Below are 23,487 nucleotides of genomic sequence, written 5' to 3' on the forward strand. Positions count from 1 at the left end.
GCTGCTCCGGTTCCGGCACCGATTTCAGCCGCTGGCAGGGCAGCACCGCGCCGGTCGGCGGGGTGCCCGCGCTCCCCACCGCGCGCCGCAGCAGCTCGGTCCCCACTCCCCCGCCCGCCCTGGGCAACGTCACGGTTTCCGGGTTCAGCAGCGCGATCATGGGGATCTTCCCGCTCCTGACCCGCAAGGAGATCTCCCTCCCGGACCGGTTCCCCCGCCACCTCTTCGGCGGCGACCCGGCGGCGCTCGACGCGGTCTGGCGGGAATGGTGGGACCTCGACCTGGCGGAATGGTAGGACCTCGACCTGGCGCTGAAGACCGAGGAGACGGGGATCAAGACCGCCGACTACGAACGGCAGCTCCTCCAGTGGTTCGCCGGCGGCGACGACCGCCGCCTGCGCCTGTACCACTGCGAGCACACGATGGGGAGCACACCGCCGGCCCAGCGGTTCGCCGCTCTCGCCCGGCTTCCCCACAGGGCCGGCGCCCTGCCCGGGCTGGCCGAGGAATGGCACTCCGAGGACGGCCGCTGGACGGCCGCTTTCTACCGGGCCAGGCTCCTGCGCGCCAGGACCCGGCCCGCGGGAGTCCTCCCCCTCTTCCCCCTGGAAACCGCCGACGCCCGCCTGATCCACCCGTTCACAGCGGCGCTCGGCTTCGGACACGCGTCGAAACTGCGCGCCGGCTGAGCGGCCCCGGAGACGGCATTGGCGCCGTCCCGGTCAGGCCGTCCCCGGCGGGTCCGCGGGCGCCGTGTCCTGGAGGGGGAAGGCCATCATGCTGACACCGAGGGGGATGGTGCCCGGTGCGTGGGCCGGCTGTGCGGCGTCGTGGAGCTCCACGGCGAGTTCGGTGAGCCGGCGCCGTACGTCCTGCCAGATCCGGGGATCCACCCACAGCTCGGCGTCGACGGTCACGCCCTCGCTCGCCTCCAGCCGGCGGCCGGCCCGTTCGCGGAGGGTGTGCGCCATGGTCTCGGCCAGCATCGGGGCCCCCTCGTGCCGGTCGGACAGCGGTGTGCCCCGGACGGTGCGGTAGCGGCGCTCCCTGCCACCGCGACGCGTGCGCTGCTCGGCCAGCTCGACCAGGCCCACCGCGTCCAGGCGGCGCAGGTGCTGGCTGGCCAGCGCGTGCGAGACGTCCAGCTCACGGGCGAGCTCGGCGGCCGACAGGGGGCCCGGCCACATGAGGCTGAGCATCCTCAGCCTCAGCGGATGGGCGAGGGCGCGGAGTACGGGGTCGGTATCGGTCACGTGAGCCAGTAAACCGCAACCGCAGCAGCCCGATCCCTCTACCCCCAATCAAATGCTTGGGGGTAGAGTGCGCGATCAAGCGCACACGAGACGGGGGACACGGATGACCTGGCGCACGCTCACAGTCCTCAACGACCGCAACGCGGGCCTGTACTTGGGAGGGGTGATCGTCTCCGGGTTCGGCGACACGGCCATGTCGCTCGCCGCCGGCATCTGGGTCAAGACCCTCACCGGCTCCGACGGCCTCGCGGCGCTGGTCGGCTTCTGCCTCTGGCTGCCGACCTTCGCCGGCCCGCTGATCGGCACGGCGGCCGACCGGGTGCGCCGCCGTCCCCTCCTGGTCGCCACCAACCTGGTCCTGGCCGCCGTCGTGACCGCGCCCGTCGCCGTGCGCTCCGCGGCGGACGTCTGGCTGCTGTTCGCCGTACTGACCCTGGTGGGAACCGGCATGGTGCTCACCGACGCCGCGCAGAGCGCGCTCATCGCCGCTGCCGTGCCCCAGGAACTGCGCGGCGACTTCAACGGCCTGGTGTACACCGCGATGGAGAGCACCAAGCTCCTCGCGCCACTGGCCGGAGCCTGGCTGTTCACCGCCTACGGCGGGCCCGCGGTCGCCGTCCTGGACGCCGTCAGCTTCGTGCTGGCCGCACTCGCCTTCCGGTTCATCCGCGTACGCGAGGAGCTCCCCGCCGCCCGCGAAGAGCGGGCGTGGACCGCCCGCACCGCGGAAGGAACCCGCTACCTCTGGCAGCACCCGGTGCTGCGCCCGCTGGTGCTCACCGGCGGCACGGCGATGACCCTCTCCAGCCTGAGCAGTACGGCCACCTTCGCCATGCTCGACGCCGGGCTCCACCAGTCCCCGGCGTACGCGGGGGTTCTGACTCCGGTCCAGGGCCTCGGGTCGGTCGTCAGCGGTCTGACCGCCGGCGCCCTGATGCGCCGGACGTCCGAGCGCACCTTCTCCGCGATCGGACTCGCGCTCTTCGCCCTCGGCGTCCTCGCACGCGCGACTCCCTGGCTGCCGCTCGTACTCGGCGGCAGCCTGGCCATCGGCCTGGGCCTGCCCTGCGCACTCATCGCGGCCATGACCGCCGTACAGCGGGAGACCCCCGGCGAACTGCTGGGCCGGGTCACCGCGACGGCCAACACCCTGATGTTCGCGCCCACCGGCCTCGCCCTGCTGGCCGGCAGCGCGATGGTGGCCGGCCTCGACTACCGGGTACAGCTCCTCACCGCCGGAGCCTTGGGCCTGGCCTGGGCCGCCGCGCTCACCCTGACCGGCCGCCCGGCCGGTCCGTCCCCCCGGCCCGGCCGCCGGCCGAGCGAATCGGCGCGTTCTTGACGCGGGTGGCACGCCTCAGGGCTCAGGGCTCCGGCCCGCCCGGGCGCCGGGGCCCGTCCGGCGCACGGCGGGTCGCGGTCCCGGGGCGCGGGTGACCTCCCTCACTCCGGACGGCGGCCCGTCGGGCCTACACTGGTCGGCCACGAGCGGAGCAGCGCGGCTTCGCGCTGCCGCAGCTCGCGGCCCGGCACGGGCAGGGCGAGCACGCTCCCCGAGGAAGCCGCCGTGTCCGCCGATCTCACACCCGTCATAGCCGCCGGCACCCGCTGGCTGCTCACCGCTTTCCCGCCCGCGCCCGGCGCGTTCAGCCGGGCCCTGGCCGAGGCGCAGGCCAGGCAGGCGGTCACCCTGGCCGCCGGGCTCCGTTACCCGACGGCGCTCGACGCGGAGCTGGTCCTTCTCCTCGGGCCGGGCGGAAGCGCCCGGCTGGACTGGCTGACCGGCGCCGAACCGGACGGCGAGGACGACGCCTGGCGCAGCTGGGTGGACGAAACCCTGGTCAGCTGGGCCGCCTGCCTTCTCGCCGACGCTTCGCTCGCCGCCGGGGCCCAGCGTGTCGCCGACCGCGCCCTGGCCGGTGGCCTCACACGTCTCGTGCGGCCAGGCGAGCACGAACACCACGCCGCGCCGTTGCTGCGCCATCCCGACCTCGTCGAGCCCGTGGCCGCGCTCCACCGTGCGCCGCTGCTGGAGCTCCTGGAGAACCAGGGCGCCCCTCTGGCTTAGCGGCCGCGCCGGGGCGAAGGGTGCCCTGGTGTCATGTGGAGGCGGCGCTGGGGACGGCGAGCGGGTCCCGGGGCGCGTCGTCCTTCGCGGCCCGGAGCTGCTCACCGAGCTCGGTGAGCCGGTTGCGGCCCATGGCCTTGCGGACGTCGGGGAACCAGTCCTGCTCCTCTTCCTCGACGTGGTGGCGGACCTGCTCCATCAGCACGCTCATCTTCGCCTTGAACCGCTCGTCGCCGGGGTCCATGCCCTTGATCTCCGACAGCATCCACACCACCGCGTGGTGTTCCTCGATGCTCTCCAGGATGTGATCGGTGGTGTCGGGGGCGGCCTCGCGGGCGGCCGGGTAGAAGACCTGTTCCTCGATCCAGGCGTGGACCGTGAGCTCCTCGATCACCTCGTCGGCGATCCGGCGCCGTTCGGCGGTCTCTTCGTCGTCGGTCTTCTCGAAGCGTTTGAACAGCTTCTCGACCGTCTTGTGGTCCTCGCGCAGCAGCACGATCGCGTCCATGACCAGCCCCCGTCAGGTGTGGACGCGGCAGTTGGCGCCGTCGTGGGCGTCGGCCTGGTCGTCGTCGAACCAGTGGCCGCCGGCCGCCAGGTAGCGGAACGAGTGGTGGCCGTGCGCGGGGAGGACGACCGTGGCCGCGCGGCTGCCGTCACCGCGGGAGGTGAGGGGGTGGGCTGCCGGGTCCCAGTGGTTGAAGTCCCCCACCACGCTCACCGGCCCGCCCGGGGTGTCCTCGGGGAGGACGAAGGTGACCTGCGTACGGCCCTTGAGCTGCTTGCGTTCGAGCACCGGATGACTCCCGAGGGGCGGGTGGAGCGGACAGAGGCAATGCAGCGTCGCACGGCCTCGGCCGCCACGCCCTCCCCCACGCCGCCGACCTCCGTCCCGTCACTCCCCCGGCCGTGTCGTCCTCAGGCGGGCGTGGGCCGGTCGCGGACGGTGAGCACCTGCTCGGCCCCGCTCAGCCGCAGCAGACGTGCGACCGGGCGGCTGGCGGCGGTCAGGACGAGCGTCTTCCCGGCGGTCAGGGCCCGTCGGTTCAGGTCCAGCAGGATGTGCAGGCCCGAGCTGTCGCAGAAGGTGACGGCGGACAGGTCCACGTCGAGGCCGTGGCGGCTGGAGTCCAGCGCTTCGGTGAGACGCCCGCGCAGCCCGTCGGAGTCCTCCGTGTCGATCTCGCCGCGCAGGCGGGCCAGGACCCGCTGCGGTCCCGGCTCCACGACCACGGCGACGACGGACGGGTGCAGGGTGCCGCGGGTGTGCTCCGCCGCCGCGGCGGCGGTGGGCGAGCGGTCGGGGGGAGAGGTCATTTTCTGCTCCCTTCACCGGGCAGACGGGCCGAGGTCGACCAGCAGGTGGAGGAGGTCCCCGATCTCGCGGTGGCCCTCGGCCGGATGACGGAAGCGGGTCCCGGGGGTGACCTCGTAGTGGTTACGGCGCCCGTGGCGCATCCGGGTGAGGTATCCCGCGCTCTCCAGATCCGTGACGATGGCCTGAGCCGCCCGTTCCGTCAGCCGGCAGCTCTCGGCGAGATCGCGCAGCCGGATCTCGGGATCGCGGGAGATCCTGGCGAGGATCCGGGCGTGGTTCGTGACGAACGTCCAGCTGGTCCGTGGCTGCACCGGCTCCATGTCCGTAATCATACGATTTACTATTCCGGTATCGCCAGTCAGGAAGAGCGTCTCCTGCGTTCGCCGGCCGTGTCAGCACACCGGCCGTGAACGGGCGAGGTGGAGGCCGTGCAGTCCTCGGAGCGCCGCGCCCTCACCTCGCGGAGGCGGATGGAAGGCTTGAGGGATGGCCCCTCGACCCTCGCTGAAGGAACGGCGGTTCTGGCAGCCGGAGCGCTCGCCCGCGCTGCTGGTGATCCCGCTCGGGCTGATCGTCACCGTCTGCGTCGTGGACGTGCTGGCTCCGCCGCACGTCCACCTCGGTCCCCTGCTCGTGGCAGCACCCGCGATCACGGTGGCGTTCGCCGGCGCCCGTACGACGGCGGCGATGGGGGCTCTCGCGGTGGCGGCCCAGGTGCTGATCGGCGTGCTCAGGGGGGTTGTGGGAACCGCCAACGTCCAGGCCCAGATCGCCGCCCTGATCGTGGTCTCGGCCGTCTGCGTCACCGTCTGTGTGGTGCGGGACCGGCACGAGCGACAGCTCCACCAGGTGCGGTCGGTGGCCGAGGCGGCCCAGAGGGTGCTGTTGCAGCCCCTGCCCGCACGCTCCGGGCCGCTGCGGATCGCCGGCCTGTACATCCCCGCCGACGCGGAGGCCGAGCTCGGCGGAGACCTGTACGCGGCCGCGCGCACCGCCCACCACAGCACCCGGCTCCTCATCGGCGACGTGCGCGGCAGCGGTCTGGGGGCCATCAGCAAGACCGCCCTGCTGCTCGGTGCCTTCCGAGCGGCCGCCCACCGGCAGGCGTCCCTTCCCCGCCTCGCCGTCCACCTGGACGCCGCGTTCCGCTGGGACACCGGACAGTGGCGGCCACGGACGCAGGAGGACACCACGGAAGACTTCGCCACCGCCGTACTGCTCGACATCCCCGACCACGAGCCGGTCGTCCACCTCATCAGCTGCGGACACCCGCCGCCGCTGATCCTCCGTGGGAAGCGGATCATCCCGCTCGTGGCCGAGGCGAGCCACCTGCCGATCGGATTCGGAGGGGCTTTCGGCATCACCGACTACGTGGTCCAGACGTTCCCGTTCGAGGCCGGCGACCTGCTGCTCCTCTACACCGACGGCGTCATCGAGGCGCGCAGCGCCGACGGACGCTTCTACCCGTTCACCGAGCGTGCGCCGCAGTGGACCGGCGACGAACCCGACGAACTCCTGCGCCGTCTCCAGGCCGACCTGCTGGCCCACGTCCACGCACACCTCGACGACGACGCGGCCGTCGTCGCGGTCCGCCGCACGGCGTCCGACCCTCCGGCGTCCGACCCGGCCACGGCGTGGGCGGCCCCGCGGCCGCCCACGCCGCCCGCGTGAACCGGGCCGGCGAGGCTCCCGCCCCGTCAGGCGGAGGGGACCGGGTCCTTGTGCGCGACGCGCGGCTCCGGGGCCGCCGCGGCCGCCGCCCCCCGCATCCCCTTCAGTCCGACCACGACGGCCGTGGTGACCAGCGTGCCCGCGACGATGGCGACGAGGTACGCCAACGGGCTGCCGATCAGCGGGAGGACCCAGATGCCGCCGTGCGGGGCGCGCAGGGTGGAGCCGAAGGCCATCACCAGACCGCCGGCGGTCATGCTGCCGGCGATGCCCGCCGGGATGACCCGCAGCGGATCGGCCGCCGCGAACGGGATCGCGCCCTCGGTGATGAACGACGCACCGAGCACCCAGGCGGCCTTGCCGTTCTCACGCTCCTCGGGGGTGAACAGCCGGCGCCGGACGACGGTCGCGAGGGCCATGCCCAGCGGCGGGGTCATACCGGCGGCCATCACGGCGGCCATCACCTTGAGGCTGCCGGCGTCCGGGGCGGTACCGGCGGTGGTGAGCGCTCCCGCGGCGAAGGTGTAGGCGACCTTGTTGAGCGGGCCCCCCATGTCGAAGGCCATCATGGCGCCGAGGAGGGCGCCGAGCAGGATCGCGTGGGAACCGGAGAGGCCGTTGAGCCAGTCGGTCAGGGCGTTCATCGCCGAGGCGATCGGCGAGCCGACCACCACGAACATCAGGAAGCCGACCGCCGCCACCGACAGCAGCGGGACCACCACCACCGGCATGATCCCCCTGACCGCCGGCGGGACCTTCCACCGGAGCATCCACAGCACCAGGAAGCCCGCGATCAGACCGGCGACGATGCCGCCGAGGAAGCCGGCCCCCACGGCCACCGATACGGCGCCGCCGGTGATGCCGGCGGCCAGCGCCGCCCGGTCCGCGATCCCCCAGGCGATGTATCCGGCCAGTACGGGGACCAGGAACCCGAAGGCGGCCTTGCCGGTCTGGAACAGCATCGCCGCCCAGCTGTGCGAGGAGGACCAGGTGAAGTGGCCGAGGACGGACGGGGCGGAGGCGATCTCGTACCCGCCGATCGCGAAGGCGAGGGCGATGAGCAGACCGCCGGCCGCGACGAACGGGATCATGTAGCTGACGCCCGTCATCAGGTACCTGCGCAGCCGCTGGGCCCCGTGCTCGCCCGTCGGTGCCGCCGGCGCCGCGCCCTGGGCGGGCACGGCCGCGCCGCCGCTCCCGGCGGCCAGCCGGGCCGCCTCGGCGATCAGGTCGTCGGCCCGGTTGACGGCGGCCTTCACGCCCACGTCCACGGTGGGCTTGCCGGTGAAGCGGGCCCGGTCGCGGACCTCGACGTCGTGGGCGAGGATCACCGCGTCGGCGGCGGCGATCGCCTCGGGGGTCAGCGGAGTCGTCCCGGCCGAGCCCTGGGTCTCGACCTCGATCCGGGCACCCGCCCGGGCGGCGGCCAGTTCCAGGGCTTTGGCGGCCATGTAGGTGTGGGCGATGCCGGTGGGGCAGGAGGTCACGGCGACCAGCCGCAGCCCGTCGCCGCCGGCGGCGGCTTCCGGTGCGCCGGGCGGTACCTCCTCGCCGCTGACAGCCGTTTCCGGTCCGCCGGCCGGCGCCTCCTCGCCGCCGCCAGTCGTCGCCCGGCCGTCGGCCGGCGCCTCCTCGCCGTTGATCCGCGCCGCGACCTCGCCCGGGCTGCGGGCCTCGCGCAGGGCGCCCGTGAAGGCGGGGTCCATCAGCCGGCGGGCCAGCTCCGCGAGGATCCGCAGATGGGTGTCGTCCGCGCCGGCCGGTGCCGCGATCATGAAGATCAGGTCGGCGGGCCGCCCGTCCGGAGCGTCGAAGTCCACCCCTCTGGTACTGCGGCCGAAGGCCAGGCTCGGCCGGGTGACATGGGGCGATCTGCAGTGCGGGATGCCGATGCCGTCACCCATCCCGGTCGGGGCCTGGGCCTCGCGGGCGGCGACGTCGGCGAGGAAGCCGTCGAGGTCGCTGACCCGGCCCTCGGCGACCAGCCGCTGGGCGAGGGCGCGGAGCGCCTCGTTCTTGTCCTCGGGGGCGAGGTGCAGATCGACGAGTGCGGGGGTGATCAGTCCGCTGGTGTCGCTCATCGTGTCAATCCTTCAACTGGTGGCTGACGGTGTTCCTTTGCCCCCGGAACATGGCGGCCCTCCCGTCCCACACGGTGGGGCCCGGTGGCGGCGGGCGGTGTGGCCGTCCGCCGGCGGGTCGTGCTCAGCCGCAAAGCGGTCGTTCCCGCGGGATGTCCGCCGTCACGACCACCGCGGCCGGGTCCAGATCGGCCGGGGCCGGCATGACGCTCCCCGGCAGTCGTACTGCGGCCGCGCCGTGCGCGACGGCCGCAGCGAGCGCCTCGGGGCCGGTACCGCCGGCTCCGAGGAAGCCCGCGAGCGAGGCGTCGCCCGCTCCCACGTCGCTGCGGACGACGGCGACCGGTGCGCTGCCGTACCAGCGGCCCTCCTCGGCGACCAGCAGCATCCCGGCCGCGCCCAGACTGGTGAGGACCTGCCGGGCGCCGCGCTCGCGCAGCTCCTGCGCCGCCTCCAGGGCGTCGCCGACGGTGAGGAGCGGGCGGCCCACGGCTTCCGCGAGTTCCTCGCGGTTGGGCTTGACCACGTCGGGGCGGGCCCCGAGCGCGGCCAGCAGCGCCGGTCCGGAGGTGTCCACGGCGATCCGGGCGCCACCCGAGTGGACCTGTGCGACAAGTTCGGCGTACCACTCGGGCGCCAGCCCGCGCGGCAGGCTGCCGCAGCAGGCCAGCCAGCCCGCGCCGTTGCCCCGGCAGTCCTCGCGGACGAGGGACAGCAGCGCCGCCGACTCGGCGGCGCTGAGCTCGGGACCCACCGCGTTGATCTTCGTGAGCCGGCCGTGGGCCTCGGCGACGGAGACGTTGATCCGGGTGTCGCCGTCGATCGCGACCGGCGCGACCTCGATGCCCTGGCGGCGCAGCAGTTCGCGCAGCAGCTGCCCGGAGAAGCCGCCCAGGGGCAGTACGGCCCGGGTGCGGTGGCCGGCGGCCGCGAGGGCGCGGGAGACGTTGACGCCCTTGCCGCCCGGGTCGAGCCGGTCGTGCGCGGCCCGGTTCACCTCGCCCGGGGCGAGCGCCGCGAGCTCGTAGGTGCGGTCGAGGCTGGGGTTGGGGGTGATGGTGACGATCATGCGCGGATGACTTCCGGTCCGTGGTTCTCGATCTCGGCCGTCTGCTCGTCGGTCAGTCCGGTGTCAGTGACCAGGACGTCGACCTGCTCCAGCGCGCCGAAACGGGCGAAGTGGCGGGCGCCGAACTTGGAGGAGTCGGCCACCAGCACCACGCGTCGGGCGCTGCCGAGCATGGCCCTTTTGACGGCCGCCTCGGCGAGGTCCGGCGTGGACAGACCGCCCTGCGGCGAGAAGCCGTTGGTGGCGACCACCGCGACGTCCGCGTGGACGTCGGCCAGGTCGCGCAGCGCCCAGGCGTCGACGGAGGCGTGGGTGCGGTGCCGCAGACGGCCCCCGATCAGGTGGAGGGAGAGCCCGGGATGGTCGGCCAGCCGGGCCGCGACGGGCAGGGCGTTGGTGACGACGGGCGTTGGTGACGACGGTGAGGGCGCAGTCGACGGGCAGCAGCGCCGCCAGCCGGGTGACGGTCGTCCCCGCGTCCAGGATCACGCTGCCCTCGTCCGGCAGCAGGGCCAGGGCCGCCCTGGCGATGCGCTCCTTCTCGGCGGCGGCGGTGGAATCCCGTTCGGCGAGGCCCGGCTCCAGGTGCAGGGCGCCGGCGGGCAGGGCGCCTCCGTGCACCCGGTGCAGCAGGCCGGCCCGGTCGAGGGCGCTCAGGTCGCGCCGGATGGTCTCCTGCGTGACACCGAAGTCCTCGGCCAGCGCCGGCACCTCCACCCTGCCCCGCTCCTGGGCGAGGCGGAGGATCTGTTGCTGCCGCTCGGGTGCGTACATGTGGGATCGGGTCCGTTTCATGTCTGTTCACGTCTGATTAACGCCGACCCTACGCGCCTGCGGCGAAAAAGCAAGGCCACGACCAGGGCGGCTTTCGCCCCGCCCGGGTCTGCCCGAATGTGTTGACATCCCCTTGCCACCGGGCGTAAAACCAACCGAAACAACATGGACACGGGCCTGAAACCACCCGTGGCCCGGTCCCTCGCCCTTGCCCCCGGACGGGCGGACCGGGCATGAAGCACGGCTGTCCCCACCGCACCTCCGGCGGGGACACCCCTGCCCGGCTCCGCGCCGGTCCGGCTCCCACCCGGGCCGGCGCCCCTCCGCCCCCGAAGGAATCCCATGCACTCGATCCAGGTCACCGTCCGCTCCGGGAAGGGCCTGCACGCCCGCCCGGCGTCCCTGTTCGTCCAGGCCGCCGCCCGGCAGCCGGCCACGGTCACGGTCGGCCGCCCGGGCCAGGCACCCGTCGACTCCCGCAGCCTGCTGTCCGTCCTCGCCCTGGCCGCCGGACACGGGGAGACCCTGGAGCTCAGCGCCTCCGGCGACGGGGCCCTGGAGTCACTGGAGGCGCTCGCCTCCCTGCTCGCCTCCGACCTCGACGCGACCGCGTGAGCCGGCTCCTCCACGGGATCGGTGTCGGCACCGGCAGCGCCACCGGACCCGTCGCCCGGATGGCACCCGCACCGGCGCTGCCCGCCCCGCGGCCCGTCACCGATCCGGCCGCCGAGGCCGCGGCGGTCCGCGAGGCCCTCCGGGCGGTCGCCGACGACCTCGACGAGCGCGCCGGCCGGGCTACCGGCCCCGGCGCCGAAGTCCTCTCGGCCCAGGCCGTGATGGCCGCCGATCCGGTCCTCGCCGACCGGGCGGCCGCCCTCGCCGCGCGGGGCACCGACGGCGCCCACGCGCTCGCCGAGGCCTTCGACGGCTTCCGCGCCGCGCTGGCCGGCGCCGGCGGCTACTTCGCGGAACGCACCGCCGACCTCGACGACCTGCGCGACCGGGCGGTGGCCCGCCTGCTCGGCCTGCCCGTGCCCGGCCTGCCCGACCCCGGGCACCCGTACGTCCTGGTCGCCGAGGACCTGGCGCCCGCCGACACCGCGCTGCTCGACCCCGAGCGGGTGCTCGCCCTGGTGACCGTCCGCGGTGGCCCGACGAGCCACACCGCCATCCTCGCCAAGGCACTCGGTCTGCCCGCCGTGGTGGGCTGCGCCGATGCCGGGCGGCTGGAGAACGGCCGGGCGGTCCTCGTACACGGCGCGGACGGGGTGGTCGAGCCCGATCCCGGCCCGGAGGCGGTGGCACGGGCCGCCGACGCCGAGCGCCGGCGCCGCGAGCGCCTGGCCGGCTTCCGGGGACCGGGGCGGACCGCCGACGGCCACGCGGTCCCGCTGCTGGTCAACCTCGGCGCACCGCACGAGCTGGCCGGGGCGGCCGCCGCCGACGCGGAGGGCGTCGGCCTGTTCCGCACCGAGTTCCTCTTCCTCGACCGTACGCAGGCGCCGGACCTCGCCGAACAGGCCGCCGCCTACCGGCAGGTCTTCTCGGCCTTCGCCGGACGCCGGGTGGTCGTCCGCACGCTGGACGCGGGCGCCGACAAGCCGTTGCCCTTCGCCACCCGCCCGGACGAGGAGAACCCGGCCCTCGGGGTACGCGGCCTGCGGACGGCCGCCCGGGACCCGCAGCTCCTCGACACGCAGCTCGCCGCCATCGCCGCCGCCGCGGAGGGCGGTGCCGCACAGGTGTGGGTGATGGCGCCGATGGTCTCGACCCCTCAGGAGGCCGCCGCGTTCACCGCTCGGGCCCGGGCGCACGGGCTGCCGGTCGCCGGTGCGATGATCGAGGTCCCGGCCGCCGCCCTGCGGGCCGACCGGCTCGCCGAGGTCTGCGACTTCTTCAGCATCGGCACCAACGACCTCGCCCAGTACACCTTCGCGGCCGACCGGACCCTCGGCCCCCTCGCCGGGCTCCTCGACCCCTGGCAGCCCGCCCTGCTCTCGCTGATCGCCACCGCCGCCCGGGCGGCGGCCGGGCGCGGGCGCCCGGTCGGCGTCTGCGGAGAGGCGGCCGCGGACCCGGCGCTCGCCCTGGTGCTGGTCGGCTCGCCCTGGTGCTGGTCGGTCTCGGGATCACCAGCCTCTCGGCCGCCCCCGCCGCGCTGCCCGGGGTGCGGGCGGCCCTGGCCGGCCACACCCTCGCCGAGTGCCGTGAACTCGCCGAGCTGGCCCTGCTCGCGGACGACGCCGACGACGCCCGGCGCACGGTCCGGTCGCGCCTCGGGGAAGGCTGATCCACCCCCGGGCGGGCCGGCCGCGTGCCCCCTCCCCCCGACGGGGGCACGCGGCCGGGCCCGCCGCCGCGGTGTCAGCGCTGCAGTGTCAGCAGGCCCGGCCGGTAGGGCCACAGGCCGTAGTCGCCGCCGGACTTCGGGTCACGTCCCTGGTAGAGGAACTGCAGGTGGCAGGGATCGACGGTGAAGGTCTGGTCGGCGCCGGCGCGGATCAGTTCGCCGTGGCTGATGTCGTTCGTCCACCCGGCGCCGCTGTTGGCCTTGCCGGCGAAGGGGTTGCTCTCGGTCGCGGCCTGCGGGGTCCACGCGCCGTCCAGGCTGGTGGCCGTGAACGAGCGGAAGTAGCGGCCCTGAGAGCCGATCGCCTCGACGATCATGAGGTAGCGGTTCTGGCCCTGGAGCTTGTAGACCTGCGGGGCCTCGAACAGGTTGTCCCTCGTATCGCTCATGACCACGGTCGAGTTCGTGCCGAAACTGCCCGGGAAGTTCCCGATCGGCATACTGGCCCGGTAGATCTTGCCGTTGTCACCGGCGAAGAACAGGTACATGTTGGTCCCGTCGCCGATGAGGGTCTGGTCGATGGGTCCCGTTCCGGTGCCGGCGATGCTTCCGGAGAAGAGCTCCTGCTCCGCCGACCAGCCGTTCGGGTTCGCCGGGTCGGTCGACGTCCGGTAGGAGAAGGCGGTCCTGCCCCACTGGTAGGCGAGCACCCAGATGTTCTTCGGCGCGAAGTGGAAGAGCGTGGGCGCGACGGCGGAGGAGGACATCCCGTTCTGGGCGGCCGAGGCCATCCCCGGCCAGTCGGTGAACGGGCCGAAGTTCATCGAGCCCCAGTTCGCGCCCGTGTCGTGCGTCGTCGCGTAGACGAGCTGCCTGCCGTTGTAGGGGGCGACGGTGAAGTCCTTGAGTGACGCCCACCCCGGCTTGGGCTGCGCCAGCGGGCCGGTCGACGTCCAGCGGTACGACGACGGGAGGGCGCAGGTGCCGGAGGTGCCGCCGCCGACCCGTACCAGCTGCCACTGCTGGTTGGCGCCGCCCCAGTCGTCGTACTGGACGACGTTCGCGTTGTCCGCGGTGGAGCCGCCCTGCACTTCGAGGGCCTTGCCGCTGTGGCGTGCGATGAGCCGCACGTAGCCGTCGGGGCTGTCGGCCAGCCGCCACTGCTGGTTGGTGCCGTTCACGTCGGTCCACTGGACGACCGGGGCGCCGTTGGCGGTGGACCCGTCCCGGACGTCCAGCACCTTGCCGGAGTGACGGGAGGTGATGCGGTAGTAGCCGCCGCCGGAGTCGGTGAACCGCCACTGCTGCTGGTTCTGGTCGTTCCTGGTCCACTGGGTGATGCGGGCCCCGTCGCCCGTGGCCAGGTTGTAGACGTCCAGGGCCTTGCCGCTGTTGCGGTTGACCAGCACGTACGAGGCGTCGGGGTCGACGGCCGGCGCCGCGCCGGCGGGCTGCGCGCCGAGGAAGGCGGCCAGGAGCAGCAAGGGCGCCAGGAGGGCGAGCAGACGTCGTGTCAATCGGGCGGGTGAGGGAGGGCGGAACCGCATCGGAGAGCTCCTTCGTGGCTGGGGTGAGAGGGGGTTGTTAGCGCTAACAATTTTGGGGTGGCCAGTACTACGTCGCGTGCGACAGGTCATCCCTTGGTGGCGCCCGCGGTGAGGCCGCCGATCAACTGCCGCTCGGCGACGGCGTAGAACGCGAGGGCGGGGACCATCGCGAGCACGATGTAGGCGAGGACGAGCGCGTAGTCGGTCGAGTACTGGCCCTGGAACTGCTGGACTCCGACCGGGACCGTCTGCCACGTCGGGCTGTCGAACACCAGCAGCGGCAGGAAGAAGTTGTTCCAGCTCGCGACGATCGCCAGCACGGACACCGTGCCGAGCGCCGGACGCGCCATCGGCAGCAGGATCCGCCAGAAGAAGCGGAACTTGCCGCAGCCGTCCATGACGGCCGCTTCCTCGACCTCCGCCGGAATGGTCCGGAAGAATCCACGCAGAATGATGATCGTCGTGGGCAGCCCGAAGGCCGCCTGCGGGAGGATCACGCCCAGCGGGTTGTCGAGCAGGCCGAAGGTGCGCAGGAGCAGGAACAACGGCAGGACGGCCACCGCGAACGGGAACATCAGCCCGACCGTGAACAGCGCGTAGAACAGCTCCCTGCCCCGGAAGGCGTAGCGGGCCAGCACGAACGCCGCCATCGCGGACGCCGCCACCGTGCAGCACGTCGTACCGATCGCGATGCCCGCGCTGTTGGCGATCTGCCGCCAGAACATGCCGTCGCCGAGGATGCCGGTGTAGTTGCCGGCCTCCCAGCGGCCGGGCAGCCCGAACGGGTTGGTCGTCAGCTCGCCGGTGCTCTTGAACCCGGAGATCACCGCGTAGCCGAGCGGCGCCGCGACGAACGCGCCGATCAGCCAGACCACGGCGTGCAGGGACAGGCCCCGTGCCGCCCTGCGGGCCTTCATCGGCCGCCTCCCGGAGTGATGGCCCCGCTCAGGTCCCGGCGGAGCACGTAACGCTGGTAGAAGAGGGAGAAGACCACACTGATCATGAACAGCACCACGCTGATAGCCCCGGCGTAGCCGACCTGGTAGCGCTTGAACCCGAACTGGAACATCGAGATCGCCATCGTCTCGGAGGAGTGGTTGGGTCCGCCGGCGGTCATGACCCAGACGAGGTCGAAGAGCTGGATGGCTCCGATGACCGAAAGGAAGACGCTGATCCGGATCGTCGGGCCGAGCAGCGGCAGTGTCACGTGACGGAAGCGCTGCCAGACGCCGGCGCCGTCGATGGAGGCGGCCTCCAGCACCTCGTCCGGGATGCTCTGCAGTCCGGCGAGGAAGAGCATCATGTGGAAGCCGAAGTACTTCCAGGTCATGACCACGAACAGGGTCGGCACGACCGTCGAGGGATCGGCGAGCCACTTCCCCCGCAGCCCCTCCAGGCCCAGGGCACCGGCGAGGTGGTCGGCCATGCCGGTACCGGGGAGGAAGACCATCGTGAAGAGGACGGCGGTGACCACCTCGGACAGGACGTACGGCGCGAAGAAGAGCATCCGGTAGAAGGCCCGCCCGCGCAGCCGCTGGTTCAGGAGGACGGCGGTGAACAGGGCGAAGGGCAACTGCACCGTGACCGACAGGACGATCAGGTACAGCCCGCGCTCCAGGTCGCCGAGGAAGACCCGGTCGTGGAAGAGCCTGGTGTAGTTCTCCAGGCCGACGAACTCGTCCATGGGGCCGGCCCCGCCCCACTTGAAGAGGCCCGTGTAGACGGCGACGCCGATCGGGGCGAGGACGAAGACGAGGAAGAGGACCAGAGCCGGGACGAGGAACCAGGCGACCGACGCCCAACTCCGCAGCCCGCGCGGGCCCTGGCGCGCCGGGGCGGGCCCTCCCGCCGGTACGGCCGGCCGCGGCCTGCTCTCGGTCAGGGTGGACACGGGGTCAGGCACCCTTCGCCGCTTCGGTTATCGAGGTGGTGACCTGCTCGGGCGTCTTCTTGCCCGCGATGAGGTCGGCGACGCTGTCGTTGACTTCCTGGCCGACCGCGGGCGGGTAGGCCTGGTCGAGGAAGAGCTGGAAACCCGTCGCCCTGGCCAGGCTCTCGGCCACCGCCCTCCTGTTGGCGTCGGCGACCCCGCTCTCCGCGCCCTTGACCACCGGCAGGTACCCGTTGGAGGCCAGCAGCTTCGACTGGTTCTCCAGGACGAAGAACTTCAGGAAGTCCAACGCCTCCTTGGGGGCGCCCTTGCGCAGCGCGAAACCGCCGCCGCCGCCGAGCACCTCGCCGACCTGGCCGAGGCCGCCGTCGACCGCCGGGAAGGGGAAGAAGCCCAGGTCCGCTCCCAGGTCCCCGCCCGCGTCCTGCTGGACCGACGGCGCCCACTGCCCCATCAGCTCCATGGCGGCCTTGCCGTTGCCCATGGTCGCGGCCTGGCCGCCGGGAGTGGAGTAGCCGGCGCCGAGGAACCCCTGCTGGAACGGCTGGAGGTCGACCAGTTCCTTGAGGTGGCTGCCGGCCCGGACGAAGCCGGCGCCGGTGAAGTCCTTGGCGGCGGCGGCTTGCCCCAGGGCGGCGAGTCCCGCGACGCGCATCGCGAGGTAGGCCCAGTAGAAGTGGCCCGGCCATTTCTCCTTGCCCGCGAGGGCGATCGGGGTGACGCCCGCCGCCTTGAGCTTCCTGACGTCTTCGAGGAGTTCGGCCCAGGTGCCCGGCGGAGCGCTGATACCGGCCTTGGCGAAGAGCCTCTTGTTGTACCAGAAGCCGACCATGCCGACGTCGTAGGGCACCGCGTAGGTCCGGCCGTCGAACCGGTAGGCCTGCAGCGAGACCGGGGTGAGGTCGGACGACCAGCCGAACGCGTCGGTGAGGTCCTCGACCAGCCCCGCGTCGACCTGTTGCCGCAGCACACCGCCGCCCCAGGTCTGGAAGACGTCGGGGAGCCGGCCCGACGAAGTGACGGCCGTGAGCTTGGACTTGAACGCCTCGTTCTCCAACGAGGTCGTCTTGATCGTGATGTTCGGGTGGGCGTCCGTGAACGCCGTGGACAGCTGCGGGAACAGGGACTTGCCCGGTTCCGTCGTGGCGATGTTCCACCACGCGAACGCCACTTTGCCGCCGGCGGCCGGCATCCGGCCGGAATCGCCGCCGCCGCAGGCCGCGGCCAGTGGAACGGACAGAAAGGTCAGGCCCGAGAGCGCGAGGAAGCTCCGTCGACTCGGGGGTGTGCTCGCCATGGGACCTCCGGGATGGAAAGCCGGTTCGAGTTCGAAATGTTTCGTAACATTCTCGAATTCGCGCTGCCACAAACTAGGAACGCCAGGCCCTCCGGTCAAGCCTTATCGCTGAATTGCCTTCCACAGAAGCTGTCTTGATGGTTGACAACACGGTTACACCGACCGGAAACTCCTCGAAAGTTTGCGATACCTGTCGCCAGCCCGAGGCGTTCGCGCGGAGGAGAGAAGTTGAGCGAGCAGCGTCCGACCCTGGCCGTCATCGCCGCCGAGGCGGGGGTCTCCCAGGCCACCGTGTCCAAGGTGCTCAACGGCCGTACCGATGTCGCGGCTTCGACGCGCGAACGGATCGAGAGCCTGCTGCGGTCCCACCGCTACCTCCACCCCGGCCGGCCGGGCAGGGCCCGCAGGTCGGGCCTGGTCGACCTGATCATCGGCGGCCTGGACAGTGCGTGGGCGGTGGAGATACTGCGCGGTGTGGAGGCCGAGTGCGCCCGGCGCGGCGTCGGCACCGTCGTGTCGCTCGTCCCGCCGGGCGAGGCCACGCCGTCGAGCTGGGCCGCGCTGCCGGTCCTGCACCACAGCGACGGCGTCATCCTCGTCACCGCCTCGGTCACCCGGGCCCAGCGCGCCCAAATCGAACAGGCCGGGGTGGCACTGGTCGTCATCGACCCGATCGACCTGCCGGACAACGGTGTGCCGAGCATCGGCGCGACCAACTGGGCGGGCGGTCTGGCCGCCACGGAGCACCTGCTGGGGCTGGGGCACCGCCGGATCGCCGCGATCGGCGGGCGCAAGGAGATGCTCTGCAGCCAGGCCCGCATCGACGGGTACCGCGCCGCGCTGGAGCGGGCCGGGATCGAGGTCGACCGCGAACTGATCCGGTTCGGCGACTTCCAGCACGAGGGCGGCTTCCGGCACGCCCGGGAACTGCTCGCACTCCCCGAGCCGCCGACCGCCGTCTTCGCCGGCAGCGACCAGCAGGCCATGGGCGTCTACGAAGCGGCCCGGCAGAGCGGGCTGAGCGTCCCGGGAGACCTCAGCGTGGTCGGCTTCGACGATCTGCCGATGTGCGAGTGGCTCTCCCCGCCCCTGACGACGGTCCGCCAGCCGCTGGAGGAGATGGGCCGGCTCGCCGCCCGCGCCCTCTTCCAGCTGCTGGACGGCCAGCCCCTGGTCAGCCCCCGGATGGAGCTCTCGACCGAGCTCAAGCTCCGCCTCTCCACCGCCCCGCCCCGTCTCTAGGAGAACTCCTTGACCGAGCCCTGGCGAGACCCCCTGCTGCCCGTGTCCGTGCGCGTCGCCGATCTGCTGGACCGGATGACCCTGGAAGAGAAGGCCGGACAGCTCACCGCGTTCTGGGCGCAGCCCTCGGCTCCGGGAGCACCGGTCGCTCCCATGGAGGACGATTCCGGCGAGTCCGCACCGGACCTCGACCACCTCGCCGTCCACGGACTCGGCCAGCTCACCCGGGTGTACGGCACCGCGCCGGTCACCGCGAAGGCCGGAATGGAGCGGCTCGCCTCGCTGCAACGGCAGGTGATGGCGTCCGGCCGGTTCGGGATCCCGGCGGTCGCCCACGAGGAGTGCCTGACCGGGTTCATGACCTGGGGGGCGACGGTCTTCCCCGCCCCGCCGGCCTGGGGCGCCTCCTTCGACCCGGGGCTCGTGCGCCGGATGGCCGCCGCGATCGGGGCGGGGATGCGGCGGGCCGGTGTCCACCAGGGGCTGGCCCCGGTCCTCGACGTGGTCCGCGACTACCGGTGGGGCAGGACCGAGGAGTGCATCGGCGAGGACCCGTACCTCGTCGGAGCGATCGGCACCGCCTATGTGCAGGGCCTGGAGGGCGCCGGGATCGTGGCGACGCTCAAGCACTTCGCCGGGTACTCGGCCTCACGGGCCGGGCGGAACATGGCCCCGGTCTCCGTGGGGCCGCGCGAGTTCGCGGACGTGCTGGTCGAGCCCTTCGTCCGGGCACTGCGCGAGGGGCGTGCCGGGTCGGTGATGAACAGCTACACCGACGTGGACGGCGTCCCGGCGGCCGCCGACGAACGGCTGCTGACCGAACTGCTCAGGGGTGAACTAGGCTTCGGCGGTGTGGTCGTCGCCGACTACTACGCCGTCTCGTTCCTGGAGACCCGGCACGGCGTCACCGGATCGCGCGGCGCGGCCGGCGCGCTGGCGCTGACCGCCGGAATCGACGTCGAACTGCCCACGGCCCGCTGCTACGGCGGGCCGCTGACCGAACTCGTGCGGGCGGGAGGCGTACCGGAGGAGCTCGTCGACCGGGCCGCGGAACGGGTCCTGCTGCAGAAGGCCGAACTCGGTCTGCTCGACCCCGGCTGGGAACCCGCCGACCCCGAGGCGGTCGACCTCGACCCGCCGGAGAACCGGGCCCTGGCCAGGCTCATGGCCGAACGGTCCACGGTGCTGCTCGCCAACGACGGCATCCTGCCGCTGCGCCCGTGCCGGGTCGCGGTCCACGGGCCGTACGCCGACGAGCCCCGGGCCTTCCTCGGCTGCTACTCCTTCCCCAACCACGTCGCGCCGCCCGGCGAGCCCGGCCTGGAGATCCCCACGCTCGCCGAGGCGCTCGGCACCGCCGGGTTCACGGTCACCTCGGACGACCCGGACGTGAACGTGCTGCTGCTCGGGGACCGGGCCGGCCTGTTCGGCCGGGGCACCTCCGGAGAGGGCTGCGACGCCGAAACCCTCGACCTGCCCGGCGACCAGGCCGCACTCGCCTCCGCCGTTCTGGACTCGGGGGTACCGACCGTCCTGGTCGTCGTCTCCGGACGGCCCTACGCGCTGGGCACGGCGGCCGGGCGCGCGTCGGCCGTGCTCCAGGCCTTCTTCCCGGGCGAGGAGGGGGCGACGGCGCTGGCCCGGATCATCAGCGGGGCGGCGGAACCGACCGGACGCCTGCCCGTCTCCCTCCCCCGCCGGGCCGGCGGCCAGCCCGGCACCTACCTGCACGCCGCACTCGGCGGCCCCACCGACTGGAGCTCGGTGGACCCGACCCCGCTGTTCCCCTTCGGACACGGGCTGAGCTGGACGAGGTTCGCCTTCTCGGAGCTCTCGGTGGATCCCGAGGCCCCGACGGACGGGGCCGTGACCGTTTCGGCCACCGTCCGCAACGTCGGCGGGGTGGCCGGGACCGAGGTGGTCCAGCTGTACCTCTCCGACCCCGTGGCCTCCGTGGTCCGGCCGCGGCGGTGGCTCGCCGGCTTCGCCCGGGTCGGGCTCCCCGCGGGCGCGGCCGCCCGGGTCTCCTTCTCCGTCCATGCCGACCGGACCTCCTTCACCGGGCTGGACCTGCGCAGGAGAGTGGAGCCGGGGGAGATCGGCGTGGCCGTCGGACGGTCCAGCGGCGACCTTCCGCTCCAGGGCTCCTTCACCCTGCGGGGGCCGGTACGCCATCCGGCGGCCGACCGGGTGCTGTCCGTGCCGGCCGACGTCGTCCCGGTACCGTGACCGGGTTCCGCGGTGACCCCGTGCTGCCGGGGTTCCGGCCCGACCCGTCCGTCTGCCGGGTGGGAGCGGACTACTACCTGGTGACGTCCAGCTTCGAATGGTTCCCGGGCCTTCCCGTCTTCCACAGCCGCGATCTCGTCGGCTGGCGGCGCATCGGATCCGCCCTCGACCGTGCGTCCCAGCTCGACCTCGCCGGCTGCGCTCCCTCCCGGGGGCTGTTCGCACCGACGATCCGGCACCATGACGGAGTCTTCCATCTCGTCTGCACGCTGATGGACGGCCCCGGCCACTTCGTCGTCACGGCGACGGATCCGGCGGGGCCGTGGTCGCGGCCGCAGTGGCTGGAGGGCGAGGGCTTCGACCCGTCGCTGTTCTTCGACGACGGACCGGACGGAGGCGACGGCCGTGCCTGGTTCACCGCCGCCCGTGTGGTGGACGAGGCGGCCGGCCGCACGGAGATCTGGATGCGCGAGTACCTTCCGCGCGAACGACGGCTCACGGGACCCGAGTACGTCCTGTGGTCGGGGAGCCGCCCGGGGGCCCGCTGGTCGGAAGCCCCGCACCTCTACCGGATCGACGGCACCTGTCTCCTGCTCACCGCCGAGGGCGGCACCGACGTGGACCACAGCGTGGTGGCCGCCCGCGCCGGCCACGTGACCGGCCCCTACGAGGGCGCCCCCGGCAACCCGGTGCTGCCACCCGCCGGGGGGCCGGTCACCTGCACCGGGCACGCCGACCTCGTCCGGACCCCGCAGGGCGACTGGCGGGCGGTCCTGCTGGGGGTCCGCCCCGGCTCCGCGATCGGCCGCGAGACCTTCCTCGGCCACGTCGCCTGGGAGGACGGCTGGCCGGTCTTCTCCCCCGTCCACCACACGGGCCGGCGCCGCCCGGTCCATGACCGCTTCGCCACCCTCTCAGCCGACTGGAGCACCCTGGGCACCCCACCCGCACGGTTCTGGACCACCGGCGACGGGCTCCGCCTCCGGCTGCGCCCCGAACGCCTCGGCGAGCGCACCACCCCGTCCCTCCTGGCCCGGCCCCAGGAACAGCCCGACTGCGACGTCTCCACGGAACTGCGCTTCAGCCCCGCCGCACCGGACGAGGAGGCGGGCCTGGCCGTGGTCCTCGACGACGACACCCATCTCCTCCTCCTGCGCACCACGGAAGGACTCAGCCTCCGCCGGGGGCCCGAGGTCCTGGCCCGCGTTCCCGTCCCCCCGGGCCCCGTCCGCCTGGGGGTCCGCATCCGCGGCTTCGGCCACACCTTCGCCCATGCGGTTCCCGGCGGCGCCTGGCAGGACCTGCCCGCCGTCGAAGCCACCTTCCTCACCCCGCTGTTCACCAGCGTCCAGCTCGGTCTCTACGCCACCTCCAACGGCCGCCCCTCGACGGGCGAAGCGCACTTCACCCGGTTCGACATCACCTACCCGAGCCGGCGGGAACCGCCCGGACACCGCGGTATGTGACGCGCGGCCCTGCCCCGCCCCCGCGGGGGAGCGCACTGCCGCAACCGGAAGCGCTTCCCCCTTTCCCTCCCCCCACACACAGGAGGCCCCACCATGCCCAAGTCCGTCCGAGCCGCGTCCGCCCTGCTGGCCGGTCTCCTCGCCGGCGGCCTCGCCCTGCTCCCCGCCGGCCCGGCGTACGCCGCCGACCCGACCACGATGACCAGCGGCTTCTACACCGACCCCGACAACTCCGCCCTGCGGTGGACCACCGCGAACCCCGGCGACGGCCGGGCCGCGGCGATCCGGGCGTCCATCGCCAACACCCCGGCGGCCCGCTGGTTCGGCAACTGGAGCGGCGACATCGCCGCGGCCGCCGGCTCCTACGCCGGCCGCGCGGCCTCTGTCGGCAAACTGCCGGTCCTGGTCGCGTACAACATCCCCGACCGGGACATCTGCGCCGGTCAATCCGGCGGCGGCGCCGGGAGCCGGGCCGCCTACGAGAGCTGGATCGCCGCCTTCGCCGGCGGCATCGGCAACCGCCCGGCCGTCGTCATCCTCGAACCCGACGCGCTCGGGCACGAGAGCTGCATGACGGCCGGCCAGATCGCCGAGCGCAACGCCATGCTCAAGTACGCGATCGCCCAGTTCAACGCCAAGGCACCCAACACCTGGGTCTACCTCGACGCCGGGAACGCCGGCTGGATCGGCGCCACGGCCATGGCCCAGCAGCTCGCCGCCGCCGGGGTCGGCGGGGCGCACGGCTTCGCGCTGAACGTCTCCAACTACTTCACCACCGACCAGAACAGCTCCTACGGCAACGCCGTCAACTCGGCCCTGCGCCCCTACGGCTACACGAAGCCGTTCGTCATCGACACCAGCCGCAACGGCAACGGCTCCAACGGCCAGTGGTGCAACCCCGCCGGCCGCCGGACCGGTACGCCCAGCCAACGCGGGGGCGGTGCCGAGATGCTGCTGTGGATCAAGATCCCCGGCGAGTCGGACGGAAACTGCGGCGTCGGGGCGGGCTCCTCGGCCGGGCAGTTCCTGCCGGAGGTCGCCTACAAGATGATCTACGGCTACTGAGCCCGCACGCGGATCCACTCCGCCGCACTCCTCCCTCTCCGTGCTCCTCCTTCCGTGCTCCTCCCTCCGTCCGTGCTCCTTCCCTGCTCTCAGCCCTGGAGGCTCATTCATGGGATCGAACGCCACTCCCCCGCCCCTCGTCCACCGCAGGACCCGGGGTTTACGCGCGGCCCTGGCCGTCGCCGTCCTCGGTGCGGCCGCCGTGCTGGCGGCTCCGCCGGCCGCA

Annotated in this window: 21 protein-coding genes and 2 pseudogenes; 11 read left to right on the forward strand and 12 right to left on the reverse strand. The window is 73.2% G+C overall.

Going from position 1 to position 23,487, the window contains the following annotated elements:
* Together VR44_RS06725 and VR44_RS06730 are read left to right on the forward strand one after the other, a co-directional pair.
* The coding region (locus VR44_RS06725; protein ID WP_045946457.1) for a hypothetical protein at positions 1–296 on the forward strand (296 nt) is incomplete at its 5' end.
* Between the two features lie 126 nt (positions 297–422).
* Positions 423–689 carry a hypothetical protein gene (locus VR44_RS06730; protein WP_045946458.1) on the forward strand — a complete coding sequence of 89 codons (267 nt, stop codon included), beginning with the start codon at positions 423–425 and terminating at the stop codon, positions 687–689.
* A 33-nt stretch (positions 690–722) separates the two neighbouring features.
* On the opposite strand, the gene VR44_RS06735 is transcribed toward VR44_RS06730, so the two are convergent.
* Entirely contained in the window at positions 723–1,253 is a 531-nt protein-coding gene (locus VR44_RS06735) for a winged helix-turn-helix domain-containing protein (RefSeq protein WP_094191464.1), read from the reverse strand.
* A 103-nt stretch (positions 1,254–1,356) separates the two neighbouring features.
* Here VR44_RS06735 and VR44_RS06740 point away from each other — a divergent pair, with 103 nt between their 5' ends.
* Positions 1,357–2,595, forward strand: coding sequence for an MFS transporter (locus tag VR44_RS06740; protein ID WP_094191465.1), 1,239 nt, complete (start codon positions 1,357–1,359; stop codon positions 2,593–2,595).
* 225 nt (positions 2,596–2,820) lie between these two features.
* Complete coding sequence (locus tag VR44_RS06745) at positions 2,821–3,321, forward strand: hypothetical protein (protein WP_045946460.1); 501 nt, start codon at positions 2,821–2,823, stop codon at positions 3,319–3,321.
* A gap of 31 nt (positions 3,322–3,352) precedes the next feature.
* On the opposite strand, the gene VR44_RS06750 is transcribed toward VR44_RS06745, so the two are convergent.
* The 4 genes from VR44_RS06750 to VR44_RS06765 form a co-directional block, all read right to left on the reverse strand.
* Positions 3,353–3,829 carry a hemerythrin domain-containing protein gene (locus tag VR44_RS06750; protein WP_045946461.1) on the reverse strand — a complete coding sequence of 159 codons (477 nt, stop codon included), beginning with the start codon at positions 3,827–3,829 and terminating at the stop codon, positions 3,353–3,355.
* Between the two features lie 12 nt (positions 3,830–3,841).
* Positions 3,842–4,117 carry an isoamylase early set domain-containing protein gene (locus VR44_RS06755; RefSeq protein WP_045946462.1) on the reverse strand — a complete coding sequence of 92 codons (276 nt, stop codon included), beginning with the start codon at positions 4,115–4,117 and terminating at the stop codon, positions 3,842–3,844.
* A 122-nt stretch (positions 4,118–4,239) separates the two neighbouring features.
* On the reverse strand, positions 4,240–4,638 hold the full coding sequence (locus tag VR44_RS06760; RefSeq protein ID WP_052713491.1) for an STAS domain-containing protein: 399 nt from the start codon (positions 4,636–4,638) through the stop codon (positions 4,240–4,242).
* A 12-nt stretch (positions 4,639–4,650) separates the two neighbouring features.
* Entirely contained in the window at positions 4,651–4,959 is a 309-nt protein-coding gene (locus tag VR44_RS06765) for a helix-turn-helix transcriptional regulator (protein ID WP_211275031.1), read from the reverse strand.
* Between the two features lie 166 nt (positions 4,960–5,125).
* On the opposite strand from VR44_RS06765, the gene VR44_RS06770 reads away from it, so the two are divergent.
* The gene (locus VR44_RS06770) at positions 5,126–6,310 is read left to right on the forward strand and encodes a PP2C family protein-serine/threonine phosphatase (RefSeq protein ID WP_045946464.1); all 1,185 of its coding nucleotides are present in this window, start codon (positions 5,126–5,128) and stop codon (positions 6,308–6,310) included.
* A gap of 26 nt (positions 6,311–6,336) precedes the next feature.
* Here VR44_RS06770 and VR44_RS06775 read toward each other — a convergent pair whose 3' ends face one another.
* The 3 genes and pseudogenes from VR44_RS06775 to VR44_RS06785 all read right to left on the reverse strand — a co-directional run bounded on the left by VR44_RS06775 (position 6,337) and on the right by VR44_RS06785 (position 10,234).
* Positions 6,337–8,391 (reverse strand): PTS fructose transporter subunit IIABC, encoded by a 2,055-nt coding sequence (locus VR44_RS06775; protein WP_045946465.1) that lies wholly within the window; start codon positions 8,389–8,391, stop codon positions 6,337–6,339.
* A 124-nt stretch (positions 8,392–8,515) separates the two neighbouring features.
* A complete protein-coding gene (gene pfkB / locus VR44_RS06780) occupies positions 8,516–9,460 on the reverse strand; it encodes a 1-phosphofructokinase (protein WP_045946466.1) in 945 nt (314 codons plus the stop codon).
* A pseudogene (locus VR44_RS06785) lies at positions 9,457–10,234 on the reverse strand (DeoR/GlpR family DNA-binding transcription regulator). The gene pfkB and the pseudogene VR44_RS06785 overlap by 4 nt, the downstream one beginning before the upstream one ends.
* 342 nt (positions 10,235–10,576) lie before the next feature.
* On the opposite strand from VR44_RS06785, the gene VR44_RS06790 reads away from it, so the two are divergent.
* Positions 10,577–10,849 carry an HPr family phosphocarrier protein gene (locus VR44_RS06790; protein ID WP_045946467.1) on the forward strand — a complete coding sequence of 91 codons (273 nt, stop codon included), beginning with the start codon at positions 10,577–10,579 and terminating at the stop codon, positions 10,847–10,849.
* Positions 10,846–12,524 (forward strand): annotated as a pseudogene (ptsP, locus tag VR44_RS06795) (phosphoenolpyruvate--protein phosphotransferase). Before VR44_RS06790 ends, ptsP begins: the two are co-directional and overlap by 4 nt.
* 74 nt (positions 12,525–12,598) lie before the next feature.
* Here the strand turns inward: ptsP and VR44_RS06800 are convergent.
* The 4 genes from VR44_RS06800 to VR44_RS06815 all read right to left on the reverse strand — a co-directional run bounded on the left by VR44_RS06800 (position 12,599) and on the right by VR44_RS06815 (position 17,259).
* Positions 12,599–14,071 carry a non-reducing end alpha-L-arabinofuranosidase family hydrolase gene (locus VR44_RS06800; protein WP_045946468.1) on the reverse strand — a complete coding sequence of 491 codons (1,473 nt, stop codon included), beginning with the start codon at positions 14,069–14,071 and terminating at the stop codon, positions 12,599–12,601.
* Positions 14,072–14,157: 86 nt separating this feature from the next.
* Positions 14,158–14,988 carry a carbohydrate ABC transporter permease gene (locus VR44_RS06805; protein ID WP_045946469.1) on the reverse strand — a complete coding sequence of 277 codons (831 nt, stop codon included), beginning with the start codon at positions 14,986–14,988 and terminating at the stop codon, positions 14,158–14,160.
* Entirely contained in the window at positions 14,985–15,974 is a 990-nt protein-coding gene (locus VR44_RS06810; RefSeq protein WP_045946470.1) for a carbohydrate ABC transporter permease, read from the reverse strand. The genes VR44_RS06805 and VR44_RS06810 overlap by 4 nt, the downstream gene beginning before the upstream one ends.
* Complete coding sequence (locus VR44_RS06815; protein ID WP_045946471.1) at positions 15,967–17,259, reverse strand: extracellular solute-binding protein; 1,293 nt, start codon at positions 17,257–17,259, stop codon at positions 15,967–15,969. The genes VR44_RS06810 and VR44_RS06815 overlap by 8 nt, the downstream gene beginning before the upstream one ends.
* Positions 17,260–17,487: 228 nt before the next feature.
* Between VR44_RS06815 and VR44_RS06820 the strand changes: the two genes are divergently transcribed.
* The 4 genes from VR44_RS06820 (at position 17,488) to VR44_RS06835 (ending at position 23,261) form a co-directional block, all read left to right on the forward strand.
* Positions 17,488–18,501 carry a LacI family DNA-binding transcriptional regulator gene (locus VR44_RS06820; RefSeq protein ID WP_045946472.1) on the forward strand — a complete coding sequence of 338 codons (1,014 nt, stop codon included), beginning with the start codon at positions 17,488–17,490 and terminating at the stop codon, positions 18,499–18,501.
* Positions 18,502–18,510: 9 nt separating this feature from the next.
* On the forward strand, positions 18,511–20,730 hold the full coding sequence (locus VR44_RS06825; protein WP_045946473.1) for a beta-glucosidase: 2,220 nt from the start codon (positions 18,511–18,513) through the stop codon (positions 20,728–20,730).
* Positions 20,727–22,196, forward strand: a complete 1,470-nt coding sequence (locus VR44_RS06830; RefSeq protein ID WP_045946474.1) for a glycoside hydrolase family 43 protein — start codon at positions 20,727–20,729, stop codon at positions 22,194–22,196. The genes VR44_RS06825 and VR44_RS06830 overlap by 4 nt, the downstream gene beginning before the upstream one ends.
* Before the next feature lie 93 nt (positions 22,197–22,289).
* Entirely contained in the window at positions 22,290–23,261 is a 972-nt protein-coding gene (locus VR44_RS06835; RefSeq protein WP_045946475.1) for a glycoside hydrolase family 6 protein, read from the forward strand.
* Positions 23,262–23,487: the final 226 nt, after the last annotated feature.

This window comes from Streptomyces katrae, from assembly GCF_000966975.1.
GTDB classification, from domain to species: Bacteria; Actinomycetota; Actinomycetes; order Streptomycetales; family Streptomycetaceae; genus Streptomyces; species Streptomyces katrae.

Coding starts and splice junctions, on each gene's coding strand:
- VR44_RS06730 (WP_045946458.1), top strand. CDS start 423: ATGGGGAGCACACCGCCGGCCCAGCGGTTCGCCGCTCTCGCCCGGCTT.
- VR44_RS06740 (WP_094191465.1), top strand. CDS start 1,357: ATGACCTGGCGCACGCTCACAGTCCTCAACGACCGCAACGCGGGCCTG.
- VR44_RS06750 (WP_045946461.1), bottom strand. CDS start 3,829: ATGGACGCGATCGTGCTGCTGCGCGAGGACCACAAGACGGTCGAGAAG.
- VR44_RS06760 (WP_052713491.1), bottom strand. CDS start 4,638: ATGACCTCTCCCCCCGACCGCTCGCCCACCGCCGCCGCGGCGGCGGAG.
- VR44_RS06765 (WP_211275031.1), bottom strand. CDS start 4,959: ATGGAGCCGGTGCAGCCACGGACCAGCTGGACGTTCGTCACGAACCAC.
- VR44_RS06770 (WP_045946464.1), top strand. CDS start 5,126: ATGGCCCCTCGACCCTCGCTGAAGGAACGGCGGTTCTGGCAGCCGGAG.
- VR44_RS06775 (WP_045946465.1), bottom strand. CDS start 8,391: ATGAGCGACACCAGCGGACTGATCACCCCCGCACTCGTCGATCTGCAC.
- pfkB (WP_045946466.1), bottom strand. CDS start 9,460: ATGATCGTCACCATCACCCCCAACCCCAGCCTCGACCGCACCTACGAG.
- VR44_RS06790 (WP_045946467.1), top strand. CDS start 10,577: ATGCACTCGATCCAGGTCACCGTCCGCTCCGGGAAGGGCCTGCACGCC.
- VR44_RS06800 (WP_045946468.1), bottom strand. CDS start 14,071: ATGCGGTTCCGCCCTCCCTCACCCGCCCGATTGACACGACGTCTGCTC.
- VR44_RS06805 (WP_045946469.1), bottom strand. CDS start 14,988: ATGAAGGCCCGCAGGGCGGCACGGGGCCTGTCCCTGCACGCCGTGGTC.
- VR44_RS06815 (WP_045946471.1), bottom strand. CDS start 17,259: ATGGCGAGCACACCCCCGAGTCGACGGAGCTTCCTCGCGCTCTCGGGC.
- VR44_RS06835 (WP_045946475.1), top strand. CDS start 22,290: ATGCCCAAGTCCGTCCGAGCCGCGTCCGCCCTGCTGGCCGGTCTCCTC.